Annotated in this window: 13 protein-coding genes; 6 read left to right on the top strand and 7 right to left on the bottom strand. The window is 61.1% G+C overall.

Annotated features, from left to right (window positions below; genetic code table 11):
• Positions 1-48 precede the first annotated feature (48 nt).
• Both DR88_RS24410 and DR88_RS24415 read right to left on the bottom strand, forming a co-directional pair.
• The gene (locus DR88_RS24410) at positions 49-1,551 is read right to left on the bottom strand and encodes a helicase HerA-like C-terminal domain-containing protein (protein ID WP_002886957.1); all 1,503 of its coding nucleotides are present in this window, start codon (positions 1,549-1,551) and stop codon (positions 49-51) included.
• A 98-nt stretch (positions 1,552-1,649) separates the two neighbouring features.
• Entirely contained in the window at positions 1,650-2,471 is an 822-nt protein-coding gene (locus DR88_RS24415; protein ID WP_025861361.1) for a TIM barrel protein, read from the bottom strand.
• A gap of 351 nt (positions 2,472-2,822) precedes the next feature.
• On the opposite strand from DR88_RS24415, the gene DR88_RS24420 reads away from it, so the two are divergent.
• A complete protein-coding gene (locus DR88_RS24420) occupies positions 2,823-4,328 on the top strand; it encodes a CoA-acylating methylmalonate-semialdehyde dehydrogenase (protein WP_004146794.1) in 1,506 nt (501 codons plus the stop codon).
• Positions 4,329-4,346: 18 nt separating this feature from the next.
• Positions 4,347-5,156 (top strand): 5-deoxy-glucuronate isomerase, encoded by an 810-nt coding sequence (gene iolB, locus DR88_RS24425; RefSeq protein WP_002886959.1) that lies wholly within the window; start codon positions 4,347-4,349, stop codon positions 5,154-5,156.
• 1,106 nt (positions 5,157-6,262) lie between these two features.
• On the opposite strand, the gene DR88_RS24430 is transcribed toward iolB, so the two are convergent.
• Together DR88_RS24430 and DR88_RS24435 are read right to left on the bottom strand one after the other, a co-directional pair.
• Complete coding sequence (locus tag DR88_RS24430; protein ID WP_004152190.1) at positions 6,263-7,120, bottom strand: MurR/RpiR family transcriptional regulator; 858 nt, start codon at positions 7,118-7,120, stop codon at positions 6,263-6,265.
• 151 nt (positions 7,121-7,271) lie between these two features.
• Positions 7,272-9,185, bottom strand: a complete 1,914-nt coding sequence (locus tag DR88_RS24435; RefSeq protein ID WP_004146797.1) for a bifunctional 5-dehydro-2-deoxygluconokinase/5-dehydro-2-deoxyphosphogluconate aldolase — start codon at positions 9,183-9,185, stop codon at positions 7,272-7,274.
• Between the two features lie 505 nt (positions 9,186-9,690).
• On the opposite strand from DR88_RS24435, the gene iolD reads away from it, so the two are divergent.
• The 4 genes from iolD to iolE are packed head-to-tail and all read left to right on the top strand — an operon-like array spanning position 9,691 to position 14,540.
• Entirely contained in the window at positions 9,691-11,631 is a 1,941-nt protein-coding gene (gene iolD / locus DR88_RS24440) for a 3D-(3,5/4)-trihydroxycyclohexane-1,2-dione acylhydrolase (decyclizing) (RefSeq protein ID WP_032443770.1), read from the top strand.
• 46 nt (positions 11,632-11,677) lie between these two features.
• Entirely contained in the window at positions 11,678-12,691 is a 1,014-nt protein-coding gene (gene iolG / locus DR88_RS24445) for a bifunctional inositol 2-dehydrogenase/D-chiro-inositol 1-dehydrogenase (RefSeq protein ID WP_032443769.1), read from the top strand.
• Positions 12,692-12,732: 41 nt separating this feature from the next.
• Positions 12,733-13,617, top strand: coding sequence for a sugar phosphate isomerase/epimerase family protein (locus DR88_RS24450; protein WP_004152193.1), 885 nt, complete (start codon positions 12,733-12,735; stop codon positions 13,615-13,617).
• Between the two features lie 23 nt (positions 13,618-13,640).
• Positions 13,641-14,540, top strand: a complete 900-nt coding sequence (gene iolE / locus DR88_RS24455) for a myo-inosose-2 dehydratase (RefSeq protein ID WP_025862171.1) — start codon at positions 13,641-13,643, stop codon at positions 14,538-14,540.
• 143 nt (positions 14,541-14,683) lie between these two features.
• Here iolE and DR88_RS24460 read toward each other — a convergent pair whose 3' ends face one another.
• The 3 genes from DR88_RS24460 to gpdQ are packed head-to-tail and all read right to left on the bottom strand — an operon-like array spanning position 14,684 to position 17,890.
• Positions 14,684-15,994, bottom strand: a complete 1,311-nt coding sequence (locus DR88_RS24460) for an ABC transporter substrate-binding protein (RefSeq protein ID WP_023159711.1) — start codon at positions 15,992-15,994, stop codon at positions 14,684-14,686.
• On the bottom strand, positions 15,987-17,060 hold the full coding sequence (locus tag DR88_RS24465; RefSeq protein ID WP_004222208.1) for an ABC transporter ATP-binding protein: 1,074 nt from the start codon (positions 17,058-17,060) through the stop codon (positions 15,987-15,989). Before DR88_RS24465 ends, DR88_RS24460 begins: the two co-directional genes overlap by 8 nt.
• Before the next feature lie 5 nt (positions 17,061-17,065).
• Positions 17,066-17,890: a glycerophosphodiester phosphodiesterase GpdQ gene (gpdQ, locus tag DR88_RS24470; protein ID WP_025862170.1), complete on the bottom strand. Its 825-nt coding sequence runs from the start codon at positions 17,888-17,890 to the stop codon at positions 17,066-17,068.
• Between the last annotated feature and the right edge of the window lie 6 nt (positions 17,891-17,896).

Below are 17,896 nucleotides of genomic sequence, written 5' to 3'. Positions count from 1 at the left end.
CGGGCAAGCCTGAAACGTAAGCTCCCTCAGCGATGAGGGGGTTTTTTTTTAGCGCTTGCGTCCGCCCAGCAGGCTGCCCAGCATGCCGCGGACGATCTGATTGGTGACCTGGCGAACCGCGCTTTTCGCTGCGGTCTGCACGATACCGTCGCGTTTACCGCCTCGCGGGCCGGTGCTGCCGAACAGGATATCTTTCAGGCCGCCAAGCAGCCCGTCGTCATCGCCGTTCTGCTGGCCCTTCGCCGGCGGAGCCGACTGCTGCCCGGTGGCGACCTGCACCCCTTGCTGCAGCATTTCGAAAGCCGACTCGCGGTCCACCTCCTCCTCATACTTACCGTACAGCGGCGAGTGGTTCAGCAGACCATTGCGCTCGTCATCGCTGACCGGCCCCATTCGCGAGCAGGGGGCGATAACCATCGCCCGCTCGACCACCGACGGGCTGCCTTTCTCATCGAGGAAGGAGATCAGCGCCTCGCCGGTGCCCAGCTCCTGGATCGCCTGCTCGGTACTGAAGGCCGGGTTGGCGCGCATGGTCTGGGCGGCGGTTTTCACCGCCTTCTGGTCCTTCGGCGTAAAGGCGCGCAGGGCATGCTGCACGCGGTTGCCCAGCTGGCCGAGCACGGCGTCGGGAATATCCGCCGGGTTCTGCGAGACAAAGTAGACGCCGACGCCCTTGGAGCGGATAAGGCGGATCACCTGTTCAATTTTATCCAGCAGCACCTGCGGCGCGTCGTTGAACAGCAGATGCGCCTCATCGAAGAAGAACACCAGCTTCGGTTTATCGAGGTCGCCGGCTTCCGGCAGGCGCTCGTAGAGCTCGGAGAGCATCCACAGCAGGCTGGCGGCGTACAGCTTCGGCATCTGGTAGAGCTTTTCGGCGCTAAGGATATTGATCACCCCTTTACCGCTGGCATCGACGCGCATCCAGTCGGCAATATCCAGCATCGGCTCGCCGAAGAAGTGCTCGGCGCCCTGTTGCTCCAGGGTCAACAGCCCGCGCTGGATGGCGCCGATCGAGGCGCTGTTAATATTGCCGTACTGGTTCTGGAAAGACTTGGCGTTATCGCCGATAAACTGGGTGATGGCGCGGAGGTCTTTGAAGTCGAGCAGCAGCAGGCCGCGGTCGTCCGCGATGCGGAAAATAATGTTCAGTACGCCGCTCTGCACCTCGTTGAGATTGAGCAGGCGCGCCAGCAGCAGGGGGCCGAGATCGGAGACCGTCGCCCGCACCGGGTGGCCCTTCTCGCCAAAGATATCCCAGAGCACCACCGGGTTGGCATGCGGCTCCCAGTCGCTGACGCCGATCTTCTCCAGCCGCGCCTGCAGTTTCTCTGAGCTCTGCCCCGCGGCGGCAATGCCGGTCAGGTCGCCCTTGACGTCGGCCATAAATACCGGCACGCCAATCTCCGAGAACGACTCAGCCAGCTTCTGCAGGGTGACGGTTTTACCGGTGCCGGTCGCACCGGTGATAAGCCCATGGCGGTTGGCCATCGCGGGCAGTAAATAGAGCGCGTTATCCAGCGTGCGCGCAATCAACAGGGGTGAGCTCATGGTCGATTCCTCCATTTATCCTGCGACGATTATAGGCAACCTCGTCGTCCGGCGTTGGGAAAATCGTCACGCGCCGCGCACGCTGTACCGTGAGGGTCTCAGGCGCAGTGGCGCTGGATGAGCGCGATGCTCTGCTCAATTTCGCGCTCGATATCCGCTTCGCTCCATTGCGCCAGCTCGGGGGCGAAGGGCTCAAAAGCGTACACCCCCTGATAGCCGCGGGCTTCCAGCGCTTTAACCTGCTCGCAGGTGCCGAGACGATCCTGCGGGGTTAGCATGATGCGCTCGGCATCGGTGAGCTGCTCGCGCGGACGGTTATCGTCAACTCCTGAAAGGTGCACCAGCCCGATATCCGCCACCTCCACCTGGCTGAACTCGTCCGCCGCCTGCGGGTAAAGATGGTGATGGAAGGTGTCGATCAGCAGCTTAAACGGCACGCGGGCGTCGTGGATCAGCGTCTGCGCCTGATGTGCAGAACGCAGCGAGCTTTGCGGGAAGCCCAGCGGCTCCACCAGGCCGTGGATGCCATAGAAGGCAAACAGCGGCGCCAGGTCGCGCAGGGCGCCCAGGGTTTCGCTGGCCGGCACCTCGCTGCCGTCGTTGAGCGGACAGAGCACCAGCGATTTGGCGCCGATGGCCTGGGCCTCTTTCAGCAGCGATTCGGTCAACTGCCGCACCTCTTCGCTACGACGGTTAAAGGGGTAGACCGCGTTAATCGTCAGGATCTCGATGTGGTAGCGCGCCGCCAGCTCGCGCACCTGCTGATGGCTCAGATCGTCGGTCACTTTTCCGCTGGGTAAATCGTTGCGCAGCTCGACCTTATTCAGGCCCAGACGGTTCACCAGACGGAAAAACGCTTCAATGCTGAGCGCTGGCGCGATTTTGCGGTTAATACAAAAACGTTGCATTGCGATGGCCATAGGACACTCCTGACGGAAGAGGGGGTAGGTTCGTTCAATTGGCTAACAGTCAAAACGTTTATTCCAAAATTAGCAAGAATGGAAATGATGAATGTTTGAGCTGTCTCGCAAAATATCACCGGCACCGACTACCGGCGCGACAGCGGCGGGAAGCCTGGCGTCGAAGGCAACGAGGCGCGATGCGGGAAGCGCACAGGCGACCGGTTAGCGCAAAATGCGACTGTTATCACCAAAATGAAATTTCATTTCACAACAATGTTGAAATATAAATTTCATTTTACTACGGTTATAGCACAGCAGAATCAGCGACGGGCCGGTGTGCGCTGGCCCCCTTCACTATGAGGCGAGAACATGACGATCACAGGAAACTTTATTGGCGGGAAAACCGTTATTAGCAGCAGCAACGAAACGATGCCGGTGTATGACCCGGCGACGGGCAAAGCGGTGCGCGAAGTCACGGTGTCAACCGCGCAGGAAGTCTCCGAGGCGATTCAGGTTGCTCGCGATGCGTTTGACAGCTGGTCCCGTACCACGCCGCTGCGCCGCGCCCGCGTGCTGTTCAACTTCAAAATGTTGCTGGAGCAGCACGTGGAAGAGCTGGCGGGGATCATCGTCAGCGAGCACGGTAAGGTGTGGTCGGATGCGCTGGGCGAGCTGACCCGCGGTATGGAAGTGGTCGAATTCGCCTGCGGGATCCCGCACCTGATTAAAGGCGAATACTCCTCTGACGTCGGCACCGGCGTCGACAGCTACTCGTTGATGCAGCCCCTTGGCGTGGTGGCAGGGATCACCCCGTTCAACTTCCCGGCGATGGTGCCGATGTGGATGTTCCCGCTGGCGCTGGCCTGCGGCAACAGTTTCGTCCTCAAGCCGCCCGCGCTGGCGCCGACGGCCGCTGTGCGTCTGGCAGAGCTGCTGAAAGAGGCCGGTCTGCCGGACGGCGTGTTTAACGTCGTGCACTGCAGCAATGAAGATGCCGAGCAGCTGTACACTGACCCGCGTATTGCGGCGGTGAGCTTCGTCGGCTCCTCCGGCGTGGCGGAGTATATCTATAAGACCGCCAGCGCCCACGGCAAGCGAGTGCAGGCCTTCGGCGCCGCCAAGAACCACGCGATTGTGATGCCGGATGCCGATCTCGACGCCACCGTTAACGCCATTATGGGCGGCGCTTTTGGCTCCGCAGGCGAGCGCTGCATGGCGCTGCCGGTGGTGGTGGCGGTGGGAGATGAAACCGCCGACAAACTGATCGCCCGCCTGAAGCCGCTGGTGGAAGCGCTGAAAGTAGGCCCGGGCTGCATGCGTGGTCAGGAAGAGAACGAGATGGGACCGGTGGTGTCTGATACCCACCAGAAAAAAGTGCTCGGCTATATTGATAAAGGCGAAAGCGAAGGGGCAAAACTGGTGGTCGATGGCCGCAAACTGCGCGTGCCGGGTTACGACGCGGGCTACTATGTCGGCGGCACCCTTTTCGATCACGTCACCCCGGAGATGACCATCTGGCGCGAAGAGATCTTTGGCCCGGTGCTGGGGATTGTGCGCGCGGCGGACTATGACAGCGCCCTTGAGCTGGTCAACAGCCACGAGTTTGGCAACGGCAGCGCCGTTTTCACCAGCAACGGCCACACCGCGCGTGAATTCGTCCACGACGTGCAGGCGGGGATGGTCGGGGTGAACGTGCCGGTCCCGGTGCCGATGGCGTTCCACAGCTTCGGCGGCTGGAAGCGCTCGGTGTTTGGCGCGTTGAACGTCCATGGGCCGGACGGCGTGCGCTTCTACACGCGTATGAAGACCGCCACCGTACGCTGGCCGGCAGGTCAGCAGACCGTATCTGAATTCAGCATGCCGACGTTAGGTTAATCGGCGAAGGAGAGCGCCATGTCGTTACTGGCTAAATCGCGAAAAGAGGGACAGATCCAGCATATTACGCCGCAAAGCGCCGGTTGGCGCTATATCGGCTTTGATGTCTGGATGTTGAAAAAAGGGCAGACCGTGACGCTGGAGAGCGGCGATCGCGAGCTGTGCCTGGTGCTGGTCGCCGGGCTGGCGTCGGTGAAAACGCAACATGCCGATTTCCCGAATCTCGGTAAACGGATGTCGCCGTTTGAACGCACCCCGCCGTGGTCGGTCTACATCCCGCCGCAGGATAAAGTCGAGGTGACTGCCGATTCCGATCTGGAGCTGGCGGTATGCAGCGCGCCGGGCAAAGGCAGCTTCCCGGCACGCCTCATTCGGCCGGAAGACGTCGGGGTAGAGCACCGTGGGAAAGGGCGCAACCAGCGTCGGGTGCATAATATTCTGCCGGACAGCGCCGAGGCGGACTGCCTGCTGGTGGTGGAAGTCTACACCGACGAGGGGGCCACCAGTTCGTGGCCGTCGCATAAGCATGATACCGCCCAGCCGGGCAAAGAGACGCAGCTGGAAGAAACCTACTATCACCGCTTCGATCCGCCGCAGGGCTTTGCCTTCCAGCGGGTCTACACCGACGACCGCAGCCTGGACGCCTGTATGGCGCCCTACAACCACGATGTGGTGATGGTGCCGCGCGGTTACCATCCGGTGGCAGCGATTGCCGGTTACGATAGCTACTATCTGAACGTGATGGCCGGGCCGGACCGGAAATGGCTGTTCACCTGGGAAGATGACCACGCCTGGATCAACACGCCGGAGTACCCGCGCCACGACTGACGTGCGGTGCAGAAGCGGATAAAGAAGGCCGGTTAGCGATGCTAACCGGCCTTCCTGTTTGAGGGCGGCAGATGTTTTTTCGCGAAACGCTCCGCGGAATCCCACTCCCGACCCGGCAAGCGCAGCGCCGCCGGGAAGGAACCTCCGGCGCCATACCCGCCTTTGTGCCGGATGGCGCTACGCTTATCCGGCCTACGGGAGCCTCCCATAAGCTCCTATACCCCAGGCCCGGCAAGCGCAGCGCCGCCGGGCAGGACACCGCAGACACCGTACCCGTTTTTGTGCCGGATGGCGCTACGCTTATCCGGCCTACGGCATCCTCCCGTAAGCTCCTATACCGTAGGCCCGGCAAGCGCAGCGCCGCCGGGCGATGACCGCAGGCACGGTGCTGCTTTTATGCCGGGCGGCGGCTCACGCCTTGCCCGGCATACGGTTCATGCGACCTGCAGTTAATTTATTCACCATTGTTGCTGAAACTGCCGGTGCTGACGGCCTCAAAATCGCTGAGACGTTCCCGGAAGGCCGGGGCAGCCCGCATGGATGCGGGCTGAGGGCCGTGTTTTGCACGGACGCTGCCTCGGCCCGACCCGAAGCCTGCAGGGATAAGTCGAAGGGACCGCGTAGCGGCGATTTTGCTGGCCGGAGCCCGGGGGGACAGGGGGCGGCGGCGACTGGCCGCCCCCTGTGCGCTCCCTGCGCCATGCCAGGCATAACGCAGACGATTAACCGGGAGCGCAATGTGCGCTGAAATCACATGCGACAAACGCTTTACCCGGATTAATAGAGTTGCATACCAATAACATTATATCCGGCACCCCGCAGGCGCATATACCCCAGGCCCGGCAAGCGCAGCGCCGCCGGGGAGGATACCTCCGGCGCCATACCCGCCTTTGTGCCGGATGGCGGCTTCGCCTTATCCGGCCTACGGGATCCTCCCGTAAGTCCCTATACACCAGGCCCGGCAAGCGCAGCGCCGCCGGGCAGGACACCGCAGATACCGTAGCCATTTTTGTGCCGGATGGCGGCATAAAGGCCTTATCCGGCCTACGGCATCCTTCCGTAAGCCTATACTGCGCCGCCGAGTAACAAACGCCAGGCAGCCTATCTCACGCCTTCTGCTTGGCCTCGGACTCCTGGCTGCTGTTCAGCGCCAGCGAGACCGCCAGCGTCTGGGCCAGACACAGGGAAGCAACCTGCGAACGGAAGCCATCCACCTGCGCTTCACGCACCACAAAGCAGACATCGCTGAAGGCCGCCAGCGGGCTGACCTGGCTGTCGGTAATGGCGATCTGCCGCGCTTTGCGCTGCGCGCCCAGTTCCACCAGCTCGACCACTTCCCGGGCGTACGGCGAGAAGCTCACCGCCACTACCACGTCTTTCGGACCGACCAGGCTCAGCTGCTCGGTGAACATGCCGCCGAGGCCGTCGATCAGAAAGGCTTTGCGATCGAGGTGACGCAGCGCATAGGTCAGATAGGAGGCGACGCTAAACGACCGGCGCAGACCAATGACGTAAATATTTTCCGCCTCGCCCAGCAGGGCCACCGCGCGCTCCAGATCATCGCTGGAGGTCTGCATCGCCAGCTGCTGCAGCGCCTGGTTGTTCACCATCGTGAACATATTGAGGATTTCCGTCGGCGTTTCCGGCGGGCTGGACTCATCGCTGGTGGTCTGGCGGAAAAGACGGGCGCGCTCGGTATAGTTGGCGGTCTCTTCCATCAAATGTTGCTTGAACATCTGTTTCATTTCGTTAAAGCCGCTGAAGCCGAAGGCGTTGGCAAAACGAATCAACGTGGAAGGGGGAACATCCGCCTGTTGCGCAATGGAGGCCACGGTATCGAAAGCCACGCTATTGCTGTTATCAAGGATATAGCGGGCGACCTGTTTCAGGCGTTTGCTTAACGTATCGTAGCGACGCCTGATTTCATCCTGCAGGATGGTCAGCTGTGTTGGGTTATTGGCCATAGAGTGCGCTCTGAGAAAATGGAAGGAATATGGCTTCCAGTGTACCAAATGAAGCGAATTTTTCATTTATTGCGACGAAATACGCGATTCATTTCACGAAGAAACAGAAAAACGCCCGCTCCGCAAGGTGACGGAGACGGGCGTCGGGGGATCAGCGGCGGGCTTCGCGCCAGTAGCCAATGAGCGTCAGGTAGTTGCGTTTCACTTCCTCTATCAGGGCCTCATCGCTGAGCTCACCCTGCATCCAGCGCCGCGACGGCTGGCCAAAGATGGTGCGCCCGACGGCGAAACCTTTGATCATCGGGTGTGCGGCCGCCTCGGCGAAACCGGCGCGCAGTTTGTCGGAAGGCGCGTCAAGCCCGAGGATCAGGATCCCGCGGCTCCACGGATCTTCGCGCTCGATGAGGGCGGTGATCTGCTGCCAGCTGGCGCTGGAGAGCGGCGGCAGCTTCCACCAGTCCGGTTTGATCCCCAGCTGATAAAAGTGTTCCAGCATAGTGTGGTAATGGCGCTCGTCTTTGTCCGGGCCATTTTCCGGCAGGATCACCTCCAGCAGCAGTTCATGGCCTGACTTGTTACAGGCCTGCCAGACCTCGAGCAGCAGGGCGTCCTGCTCTGCACGCAGCGCCGCCGGGTCGTCCGGGTGATAGAAGACCAGGCATTTGACGACATGCTCCAGCGGCCAGTCGATCAGCTGCGAGCCGATGTTGCCATGCTCCAGACGCAGTGGTCGCGAGCTGGGCAGTTCGATAGGGCGCCCGATCCACCAGCCCTTGCCGGTAATGGCGTTGAGCGCACGCTGGCCGTAGGTGCCGTCGGCCAGAATGCCGCTGCGCTGATCGAGACCTGCCTCCTGCGCCGCCGCTTCGGCCGCGGCCAACAACAGCAGCTTGAGCTGCGGAATGCAGGCTTCGTCGCGCCCGGTCTCCCGCGCCAGATCGGCCAGCTGTTTGCGATGGTCAAAGGCGAAAATGCACAGCTCCGGCCACTGCTGACGGCGGCTGGTGACCCGGTGCAGGTGGTTGAGGCGCTCGTCGACGTCCGGGCGCGGCACCGATTCGGCGCGCTGCAGGTAGTCATCGAGTTCGACTTTGGTCGGCATCGCCGGCGCGCAGCCGTGGCGGGAGACCACCAGCGCCCCGCAGGCGTTGGCGTAACGGCAAGCCTGCTCCCAGCCTTCGTCGTTGAGCCAGCCGCGCAGCAGACCCGACATAAAGGCATCCCCGGCGCCCAGCACGTTGAGAACCTCCACGCGCACGCCCTGCTGCAGCGGCACCTGGTCCCAGCTGTCCGGGATGTCGCCTTCCAGCACCACGCAGCCCATCGGCCCGCGCTTGCAGACGAGAGTGGCTTTGGTGGCATTGCGCACATTTTTCAGCGCGGTCAGGGTATCGGTGCTGCCCCCGGCAATATGAAACTCTTCTTCGGTTCCCACCACCAAATCGAACAGATGCAGCACTTCCTGCAGCTGGCTGGTGACCGGTCCGGACTCAATGAAACGGGTTTCGCCATCGCCGAGCGAGGTGAGCCCCCACAGCACCGGACGGTAATCGATATCCAGCGCGGTACGCAGGCCGTGACGGCGGGCGTACTCCAGCGCCTTCAGCACCGCGGCGCGGGTGTTGGCGTGCGACAGGTGGGTGCCAGTCACCGCCAGCGCCCGGGAGGAGGCAATATACTCCTCGCTAATGTCGTCAGGCGTTAAGGCCATATCGGCGCAGTTATCGCGGTAGAAAATCAGGGGGAAGGTCTCCTGATCCTTAATCCCCAGCATCACCAGCGCGGTCAGGCGAGATTTGTCGGTAATCAGATACTCGGTATCCACCCCGGCGCGGTTGAGCGTTTCGCGCAGGAAACGGCCGTTGTGTTCATCGCCAACGCGCGCCAGCATGGCCGATTTCAGCCCCTGAATCGCGGTGCCAAAGGCCACGTTGCCGGAGGAGCCGCCGAGATATTTCGCGAAACTGGCAACGTCTTCTAGCCGCGAACCAATCTGCTGGGCATAGAGGTCGACGGCCACCCGACCTATACAGATGACGTCGAGCCGCTTTACTGCTGCATTCATAGCTAGGATTTCCTTTTTGGTGTCTGCTGCCTGGAAGGGTCGGGATCCCGACGTCGACTCCGTGAACAGCCTGAGGGTTATTGGTTACCCTTAGTTTGAGAAATAAATATTTCATTTGCAAACTCGTTCGAAATTAAAAAACCAAAAGTGTGAGGGATCTACCACTCTGCCGCACTGAGCCTCGCGCGAGCGCGGATCGCCCCCTCTGTCGACCCGGGGGAAAATGAAACGCCAAATGGCATCCATTTACCTATGATTTTTAAGGGGATATTGCCGTCTGGTGCGGCAAAAAAGGGCCCGAAAACGTGTCTGGAATGTAAGTGAAACGTATGAAATGGGTAGAGAGTTTGATCCTTCTCGCAAAATGAAATATTTCTTCTGTATTTGTATTTAATGAAAAAAAAGTTTGCCTATAATCCACAGGTATTCCAGTGACGTGAACGACGGCCCCGGCGGCATCGGCGCGACGCCACACACAAATACTGAACAATAAGGATTGTGCATCATGGGCAAACTGAGACTGACAACGGCGCAGGCGCTGGTGAAGTTCCTCGATAACCAGTACCTGGAAGTGGATGGCGTAGAGCTGAAGTTCGTGAAAGGCATTTTCGCGATTTTCGGCCATGGCAACGTCCTGGGGCTGGGGCAGGCGCTGGAGCAGGACAGCGGCGATATGCGCGTCTATCAGGGGCGCAACGAGCAGGGGATGGCCCACGCGGCCACCGGTTTTGCCCGCCAGGCCCTGCGCCGGCAGATTATCGCCTGCACCTCCTCCATCGGTCCAGGGGCGGCCAACATGATCACTGCCGCCGGCACCGCCAGCGCCAACCGCATCCCACTGCTGCTGCTGCCGGGCGATGTCTTCGCCACCCGCCAGCCGGATCCGGTGCTCCAGCAAATTGAACAGAGCTACGATCTCAGCATCAGTACCAATGATGCCTTCCGCGCAGTCAGCAAATACTGGGACCGCATTACCCGCCCGGAACAGCTGATGAGCGCCTGCATCAACGCCATGCGCGTCCTGACCGACCCGGCGGAAACCGGCGCGGTAACGCTGTGCCTGCCGCAGGATGTGCAGGGCGAAGCCTGGGATTACCCGGAATCCTTCTTTGCGCGCCGCGTGCACCGTCTCGACCGCCGCCCGGCCAGCGCCGCGCAGCTGGCGGACGCCGTGGCGGCCATCAAAGCCAGCCGTAAACCGCTGATCGTCTGCGGCGGCGGGGTGAAATACTCCGGCGCGGGCGAAGCGCTGTCCCGTTTCGCCGAGCGCTACGGGGTGCCCTTCGCCGAAACCCAGGCCGGGAAGGGGACGGTGGTCTCGTCTCACCCCCTGAACGTCGGCGGCGTCGGCGAGACGGGCTGCCTGGCGGCGAACCTGCTGGCGAAAGAGGCCGACCTGGTGATCGGCGTCGGCACCCGCTTCAGCGATTTTACCACCGCCTCGAAATGGATTTTCCAGCACCCGGAGGTGCGTTTCCTGAATATTAACGTCAGCAACTTCGACGCCTGGAAGCTGGACGGCATTGCCATGCTGGCGGACGCCCGGGAAGCGATGACCGCTCTCGACGCGGCGCTGGCGGACAGCGGCTGGCAGTCCGGCTGGGGCGCGCAGATCGAGAGCGTGCAGAGCCGTCAGTTAAAAGAGACCCAGCGCGTCTACCAGGCGGTGTGGCAGGAGAAATCCTTTGTGCCGGAGATCGACGATCATCTCGATCGCGAATCGGTGTATCGCGAGTTCCGCCAGATCACCGACTCCACCCTGACCCAGAGCAGCGTTCTTGGGGTACTGAATGAAACGCTGCCGGCCGAGGCGGTGATCGTCGCGGCGGCGGGCAGCCTGCCAGGCGATCTGCAGCGCGTCTGGCGCAACCGCGCGGAAAACACCTACCACGTGGAGTACGGCTACTCCTGCATGGGATACGAAGTCAACGCGGCGCTGGGCGTGAAGCTGGCGCAGCCGCAGAGCGAAGTCTACTCCCTGGTCGGCGATGGCTCGTTCATGATGCTGCACTCTGAGCTGGTCACCTCCCTGCAGGAGCGGGCGAAGATCAACGTCGTGCTGTTCGACAACATGGCCAACGGCTGCATCAACAACCTGCAGATGGAGCACGGGATGGACAGCTTCGGCACCGAGTTCCGCTACCGTCAGCCGGAAACCGGCCAGCTGCAGGGCGGCCTGGTGCCGGTGGACTTCGCCACCATCGCCGCCGGCTACGGCTGCAAAACCTGGCGCGTCACTACCCTGGACGAACTGCGCCATGCGCTGGACGCCGCCCGTCGCGAAACGGTCAGCACCCTGATTGATATTAAAGTGCTACCGAAGACCATGGTGCACAAATACGGCAGCTGGTGGAACGTTGGGGTCGCCCAGACGGCGCTCTCTGAGCGGATCCGCAAGGTGGCGCAAATGATTAATGAAAAGCGCGCCCAGGCGCGTGATTACTAAAACGAACCTCTACCCTGAATCCTACAGACTTACGGAGAAAACCATTATGTCGCTCAAATTAGGTGTCATCGGCGCTGGCGCTATCGGTAAAGAACACATCCGTCGCTGCACCCAGGTTCTGCAGGGCGCCACCGTTGTGGCGGTGTCTGATATCAATGCCGACAACGCCCGCGCGGCGGTCGCGCTGCCGGGCGTGCAGGCGGAAGTCTACGCCGACGGTCACGACGTGATTAACGCCAGCGATGTCGATGCCATCCTGGTCACCTCCTGGGACCCGACCCACGAAGAGTACACCCTGGCCGCCATCGCCGCCGGTAAGCCGGTATTCTGCGAAAAACCGCTGGCGATGTCTGCGGAAGGCTGCCGCCGCATCGTCGATGCCGAAATGAAGGCCGGCCGTCGTCTGGTGCAGGTTGGCTTTATGCGCCCGTACGACGAAGGCTATCTGGCGCTGAAAAAAGTGATCGACGATGGCGATATCGGCGCGCCGCTGATGCTGCGCTGCGCCCACCGCAACCAGTCGGTCGGCGAGAACTACACCACCGATATGGCGATCACCAACACCCTGATCCACGAGCTGGACGTGCTGCGCTGGCTGCTGAACGATGACTACCGTTCCGTGCAGGTGCGCTTCCCGCGCTCCACCTCGCACACCCATGCGCGCCTGAAAGATCCGCAGATCGTCTCCTTTGAAACCAAAAAAGGCACCCTGATCGACGTCGAAGTGTTCGTGAACTGCCAGTACGGGTATGACATCCAGTGCGAAGTGGTCGGCGAGACCGGGATTGCCCGTCTGCCGGAGCCGTCTGCCGTCCAGATGCGCAAGTCCGCCAACCTGTCGACCGCCATTCTGACCGACTGGAAAGACCGCTTTATCAAAGCCTACGACGTCGAGCTGCAGGCCTTTATCAACGACGTCAAAGCCGGCCAGCTGCACGGCCCGTCGGCCTGGGACGGCTACGCGGCGTCGGTGGCGGCGGACGCCTGCATTAAAGCGCAGGGAACCAGCGAGCCGGTTGAAGTGACGCTGCCTGAGTGCCCGGCATTCTACAAACGTTAAGCGCGTTTTGCTGACGGAACTTCTTTGCACAGGTAACGACGATGAAAATTGCCTTTGATGTGGATGTCATTAAGGACCTCGGGATCACCCGCATGGTCCATCAGGTAGCGGAGTGGGGCTACAAGTACATTGAACAGTCGCCGCACCCGCAGATTAACCCGTTCTACAAGCACCCGCGCGCCAGCCGGGAGATCATGGCGGAGTACAAGCAGGCGCTGCGCGATACCGGCCTTGAGCTGTCGTCGTTTATCTGCGTCTACCGCTGGTCCGGCCCGGACGAACTGCGCCGTCAGGCGGCGGTGAAAAACTGGAAACGGCTGGTGGAAATTGCGGTGGAGATGGGCGTTCAGGTGATCAACACCGAGTTCTCCGGCGATCCGAATCAGCCCGAAATCTGCGATGAAATGTTCTATCGCTCAATGGAAGAGCTGTTGCCGATTTTTGAGCGGGAAGGCATCCGCGTGGAGATCCAGGCGCATCCCTGGGATTTCTGCGAAGAGAACAATGAAACCGTCGATATCGTGAAGTCGTTCCGCAGCGATAACGTGAAGTACGTCTACAGCGTGCCGCACACCTTTTTCTACGACAAAGGCGTCGGCGACGTGGCGAGCATGCTGCGCTATGCCGGGAGCGATCTCTCCCATGTCCTGATTGCGGATACCCGCAACCATACGAAACATTGCCGCTATATCGTTAACCCGCCGGGCGTGGATGCCGTGGTGCACCAGCACGTAGGCGTCGGGGAAGGGGATGTGGATTTCGACGCGCTATTCCGCACCCTGCGCGAAATGAAATTCGCCGAGCAGACCTTCAAGGTCGGCGGGGAGCCGATTGTCGCCACCTCGCTGTTTGGCTACCCGGAAAAAATGAAATACCAGGCAGTGGAAACCCGTGAACTTATTGAACGTGAATTGCTGCGCCGGTAAGGCGCAGCGGCAGGAGCCCTACAATGAACAAAGATAACGTCAAACTGGCTATCGCCCCGATCGGCTGGACTAACGATGATATGCCGGAGCTCGGCAGCGAAAACACCTTCCAGCAGATCGTCAGCGAAATGGCGCTGGCCGGCTTTACCGGCAGCGAAGTCGGCAGCAAATATCCGCGCGACCCGGCGGTTCTCAAGCCGATGCTGGACATCCGCGGCATTCAGATCTGCAACGCCTGGTTCAGCACCTTTTTCGCCAACGGCCAGCGGGAAAAAACCATTGATGAATTCGTCAATCACATGAACTTCCTTCATGCGATGGGCGCGAAAGTGATTGGCTGCTCCGAGCAGAGCGGCAGCATCCAGGGGCTGGATAAACCGATCCTCGGCGATGCGAAGCCGTGCTTCAGCGACGAAGAGTGGCAGCGGGTAGCGGGAGGCTATAACACCCTCGGTCGCCTGGCGGCGGAGAAGGGGATGCAGGTCTGTCTGCATCACCACATGGGCACCGGCATTCAGACCACCGCGGAAATCGACAAATTTATGTCGCTGGTGGACGAGCGCGTCTTCCTGCTGTTCGACACCGGCCACGCCTGGTATTCCGAAGGCGGCGAAGCGCCGATGCTGGCGATCCTCAAAAAGTATCTGCCGCGCATCAACCACGTCCACCTGAAAGACGTCCGCCCGCCGGTGATCGACCAGGTGCGCCGCGACGGCTTGTCGTTCCTCGACGGCGTGAAAAAAGGCACCTTCACCGTCCCGGGCGACGGGGTGATCGATTTCCGTCCGGTGTTCAAGCTGCTGGACGACTTTGGCTATAAAGGCTGGATGGTAGTGGAAGCCGAGCAGGATCCTGCTCTGGCCAATCCTTTCGAATACGCCGTCAAAGCGCGCAAATATATTCGCGAAACGGCAGGGATCTAATCGTTGTGACATTTTCAGGCCATACCGGGTATGGCCTGCTTTTTTCCTTTCACAACCGGACTCAGGGCTTAACCACAGCGCCGGACAGTTCCCTCTCCCTCAGGGAGAGGGCCAGGGTGAGGATGACGATGACGGGTAATGCGTCACTTCACTTCCGCCAGCGCGGTCTTATCCACATACGGTTTCATCAGCGCGTCGGCTTCCTTCTGCGCCGCCTGCACCGCCGCTTCCGGCGTCACTTTGGCATCATTGACCACCGCCGCCAGCTGGTTCTCCATCGCCTTACGCACCGCCACGGTCTCCCAGGTGGAGTACCATGGATGGGCGTACTTCAGCTGCTCAAGGGCGATCGCCGCCCGCGGATCCTGCTGCAGATAGGCCTTCATCTCCGGCGTATCGTATGACGCCTTGCGCGGAGAGAAGTAGCCGGTGAAGCGGCTCCACGCGCCGTTCACCTCGGGGCTCACCAGATAGGTCAGGAACTGATACGCCGCTTTCTTCTGCGCGTCGTTGATGCCTTTAAAGCTCACCAGGCTGGCGCCGCCGATCGGCACCGCGCGCTGCTCTTTGGCCGGCAGCATCGCCACCCCAAGCTCAAAGTCTTTGCTGTTCTCGCGCATAAAGCCCAGCGCGCCGGTGCTGAGCATCGCCATCCCGAGCTTGCCGGAGAAGAACGCGGCGCTGATCTGCTTCGAGTTCAGCACCCCGGACGGCATCACCTTGTCCTTGTAGATCAGATCCTGCCAGAAGCGCAGGGCGCCGATGGCGGTCGGCGAGTTGTAATAGACCTCGCCCGGATAGTCTTCGTTAAAGTATTTCCCGCCGTTGGCGCGCACCAGCGCCGAGAAGATCCAGCCGCCGTAGTCGTCGTTGGTCGACGGCAGCATGATCCCCCACTGGCCTGTGCTCTCGTCGGTCAGCTTTTTGGCATCGGCCAGCAGCTCGGCCCAGGTCTGCGGCGGCTGTTTGATCCCGGCCCGATCGAACATCGTCTTGTTGTAGTAGAGGATCGGCGTCGAGTTATGGAACGGGATCGCATAGGTGGTGCCCATCACCTGGGCGTTCTTATGCATCGCGGGCCAGAATTCCTTTTGCAGAAAATCGCCGGCCTTTTGATCGCCATATTTAAACAGCTCATCCATCGGCAGGATTTCATCCTTCAGCGCCAGATCGGTGGTGAAGTTGGCGGACATGATCACCAGCGCCGGCGGCTGGCCGGCCTTCTGCGCCGATTCGGCTTTGATCTTGGTGGTGTCGTAGTTGCCGGTGAAGATCCCGCGCACTTCGACATCCTGCTGCGAGTCGTTGAATTGCTTAATGACGCGGGTCATCTCCATGGTCAGCTTGCCGTCCACCGGCGCCGGGAACATGAAGTCTATTTTCTCTTTCGCCAGCGCCGCGCCGCTCAGGGCAAGGCTGAGGCCAACCGCGACTAGCGTAAAAGGTTTAAACATGATTACACTCCATCAACAAATTATGCTGGGTCTCAGCATGAAAAAGATGCACATCGGCAGGTGAGAAGCCGACCAGTAGCGACTCGCCTTTCTCCGGCACCGTGCCGCGGTGGCGGCGGCTAAAGCGCAGGGTGCCGATCGGGGTGCTGACGTGGAGCAGGTAATCGGCCCCCATCAGTTCTCGTTGCAGAACGGTGGCCGGGAGGCGCAGATGGCCCTCTTCCACGCGGTCGGTAATATGTTCCGGGCGAACGCCCAGCCAGACGCGGGTCTGATCCCGGTGGCGCGGCGGCAGCGGATGGCGTTGTTCGCCAAGCTGAACGTTGCCGTCAACGCAGGGGAGCGATAGCAGATTCATTGCCGGTGAACCGATAAATCCGGCCACGAACAGATTGGCCGGGTTGGCGTACAGATACTCCGGGCGCCCGACCTGCTGCACGTGGCCGCCGTTCATCACCACGATGCGGTCGGCCATCGACATCGCCTCGGTCTGATCGTGGGTCACATAGATGGTGCTGGTTTTCAGCTGCTGGTGGAGCGCCATAATGCTGTCGCGCACTTCGCTGCGCAGGCGGGCGTCGAGGTTGGAGAGCGGCTCGTCCATCAGGAACAGCCGCGGATTGCGCACAATCGCCCGGGCCATCGCCACCCGCTGGCGCTGGCCGCCGGAGAGCTTCGCCGGTTTGCGGTCGAGCAGCGCCTCCAGCTGCAGCATCTGCGCCACTTTATCCACCCGCGGCTGCCAGCTGCTTTTCTCTTCCTTGCGCACCTTCATGCCGAAGGTGATGTTGTCGCGCACCGACAGATGGGGGAACAGGGCATAGTTCTGGAAGATCATTGCGAAGTTGCGCTCGCGCGGCGTGGTGGCGGTGATGTTCTCATCATGCAGCCAGATTTGGCCTTCGCTGACCGGCTCCAGCCCGGCGAGCAGGCGTAGCAGGGTGCTTTTCCCGCAGCCCGACGGGCCGACCAGCACCACGAATTCGCCTTCGTGAATATCCAGCGACAGGGCGCTGAGCGCCGGTTTGCCGTCGAAGCGTTTACTGATGTTTTGCAGACTGAGCATGGCGGTTAGCGCTCTTCCGTTGGGCAACTGATGTTTTCGTCGTACAGCCAGGGGCCGGCGTAGTGGGCCAGCGAATGCTGATAGCTCACCCACTGCTCACCGACCTGACGGTGCATCAGGCACGAGGCCGGAGAGAGGTCGTAATAGGGCCGGGTGTCTTCGTGGCAGTACGGCACCTGATGAACGGTGCCGGGAATGGTGGAGATCAGCGCCTGGCGATACTGGGTCATGGTCAGGCTGTGGTTATGGCCGCAGAAGATGCGCGTCAGCGACGGGAAACGCTCCACCAGCGCCAGCAGACGGTGGCCGTTTTCGCAGGCGATCGGGTCCATCTGCGCATTGCCCAGCGGCAGCGGCGGGTGGTGCATAAAGATCGTTGCCGGTTTGTCGCCGCCCTCGAACAGTTGCGCCTCCAGCCAGCTGATGGTCTCGTCGGTCAGCCAGCCTTTTGACGTGCCGGCATGACTGGAGTCGATAAACAGCAGGCGGGTGGCGAAGTCATCCACCGCATAGCGCATATTTTGCGGATCGTTGCCCAGCTGCGGGCACAGCGGATGAAGATGCTCGAGAAAATGGGCTTTGTCGTCGTGGTTGCCGGGGATCAGATACAGCGGATAGTTCAGGCTGCCGAGGATCTGGCGGGCCACCTGATACTCCTCCGGGCGGCCGCAGTTGACGATATCCCCGCTCACCACCACCGCGTCCGGGGGCTCGCGCAGCGCGTTAAGCTGGGAGACCACGTCGGCGTTGGCGGCATTGACGTCGATAAAGCCGTACAGCTTCTCGCCGCGGCTGCGGAAATGGGTATCGGAAATGTGCGCTAACAGCATGAATCA

The organism is Klebsiella pneumoniae (genome assembly GCF_000742135.1).
Lineage (GTDB): Bacteria > Pseudomonadota > Gammaproteobacteria > Enterobacterales > Enterobacteriaceae > Klebsiella > Klebsiella pneumoniae.
This window is presented reverse-complemented; position numbering and strand designations above follow the sequence as displayed.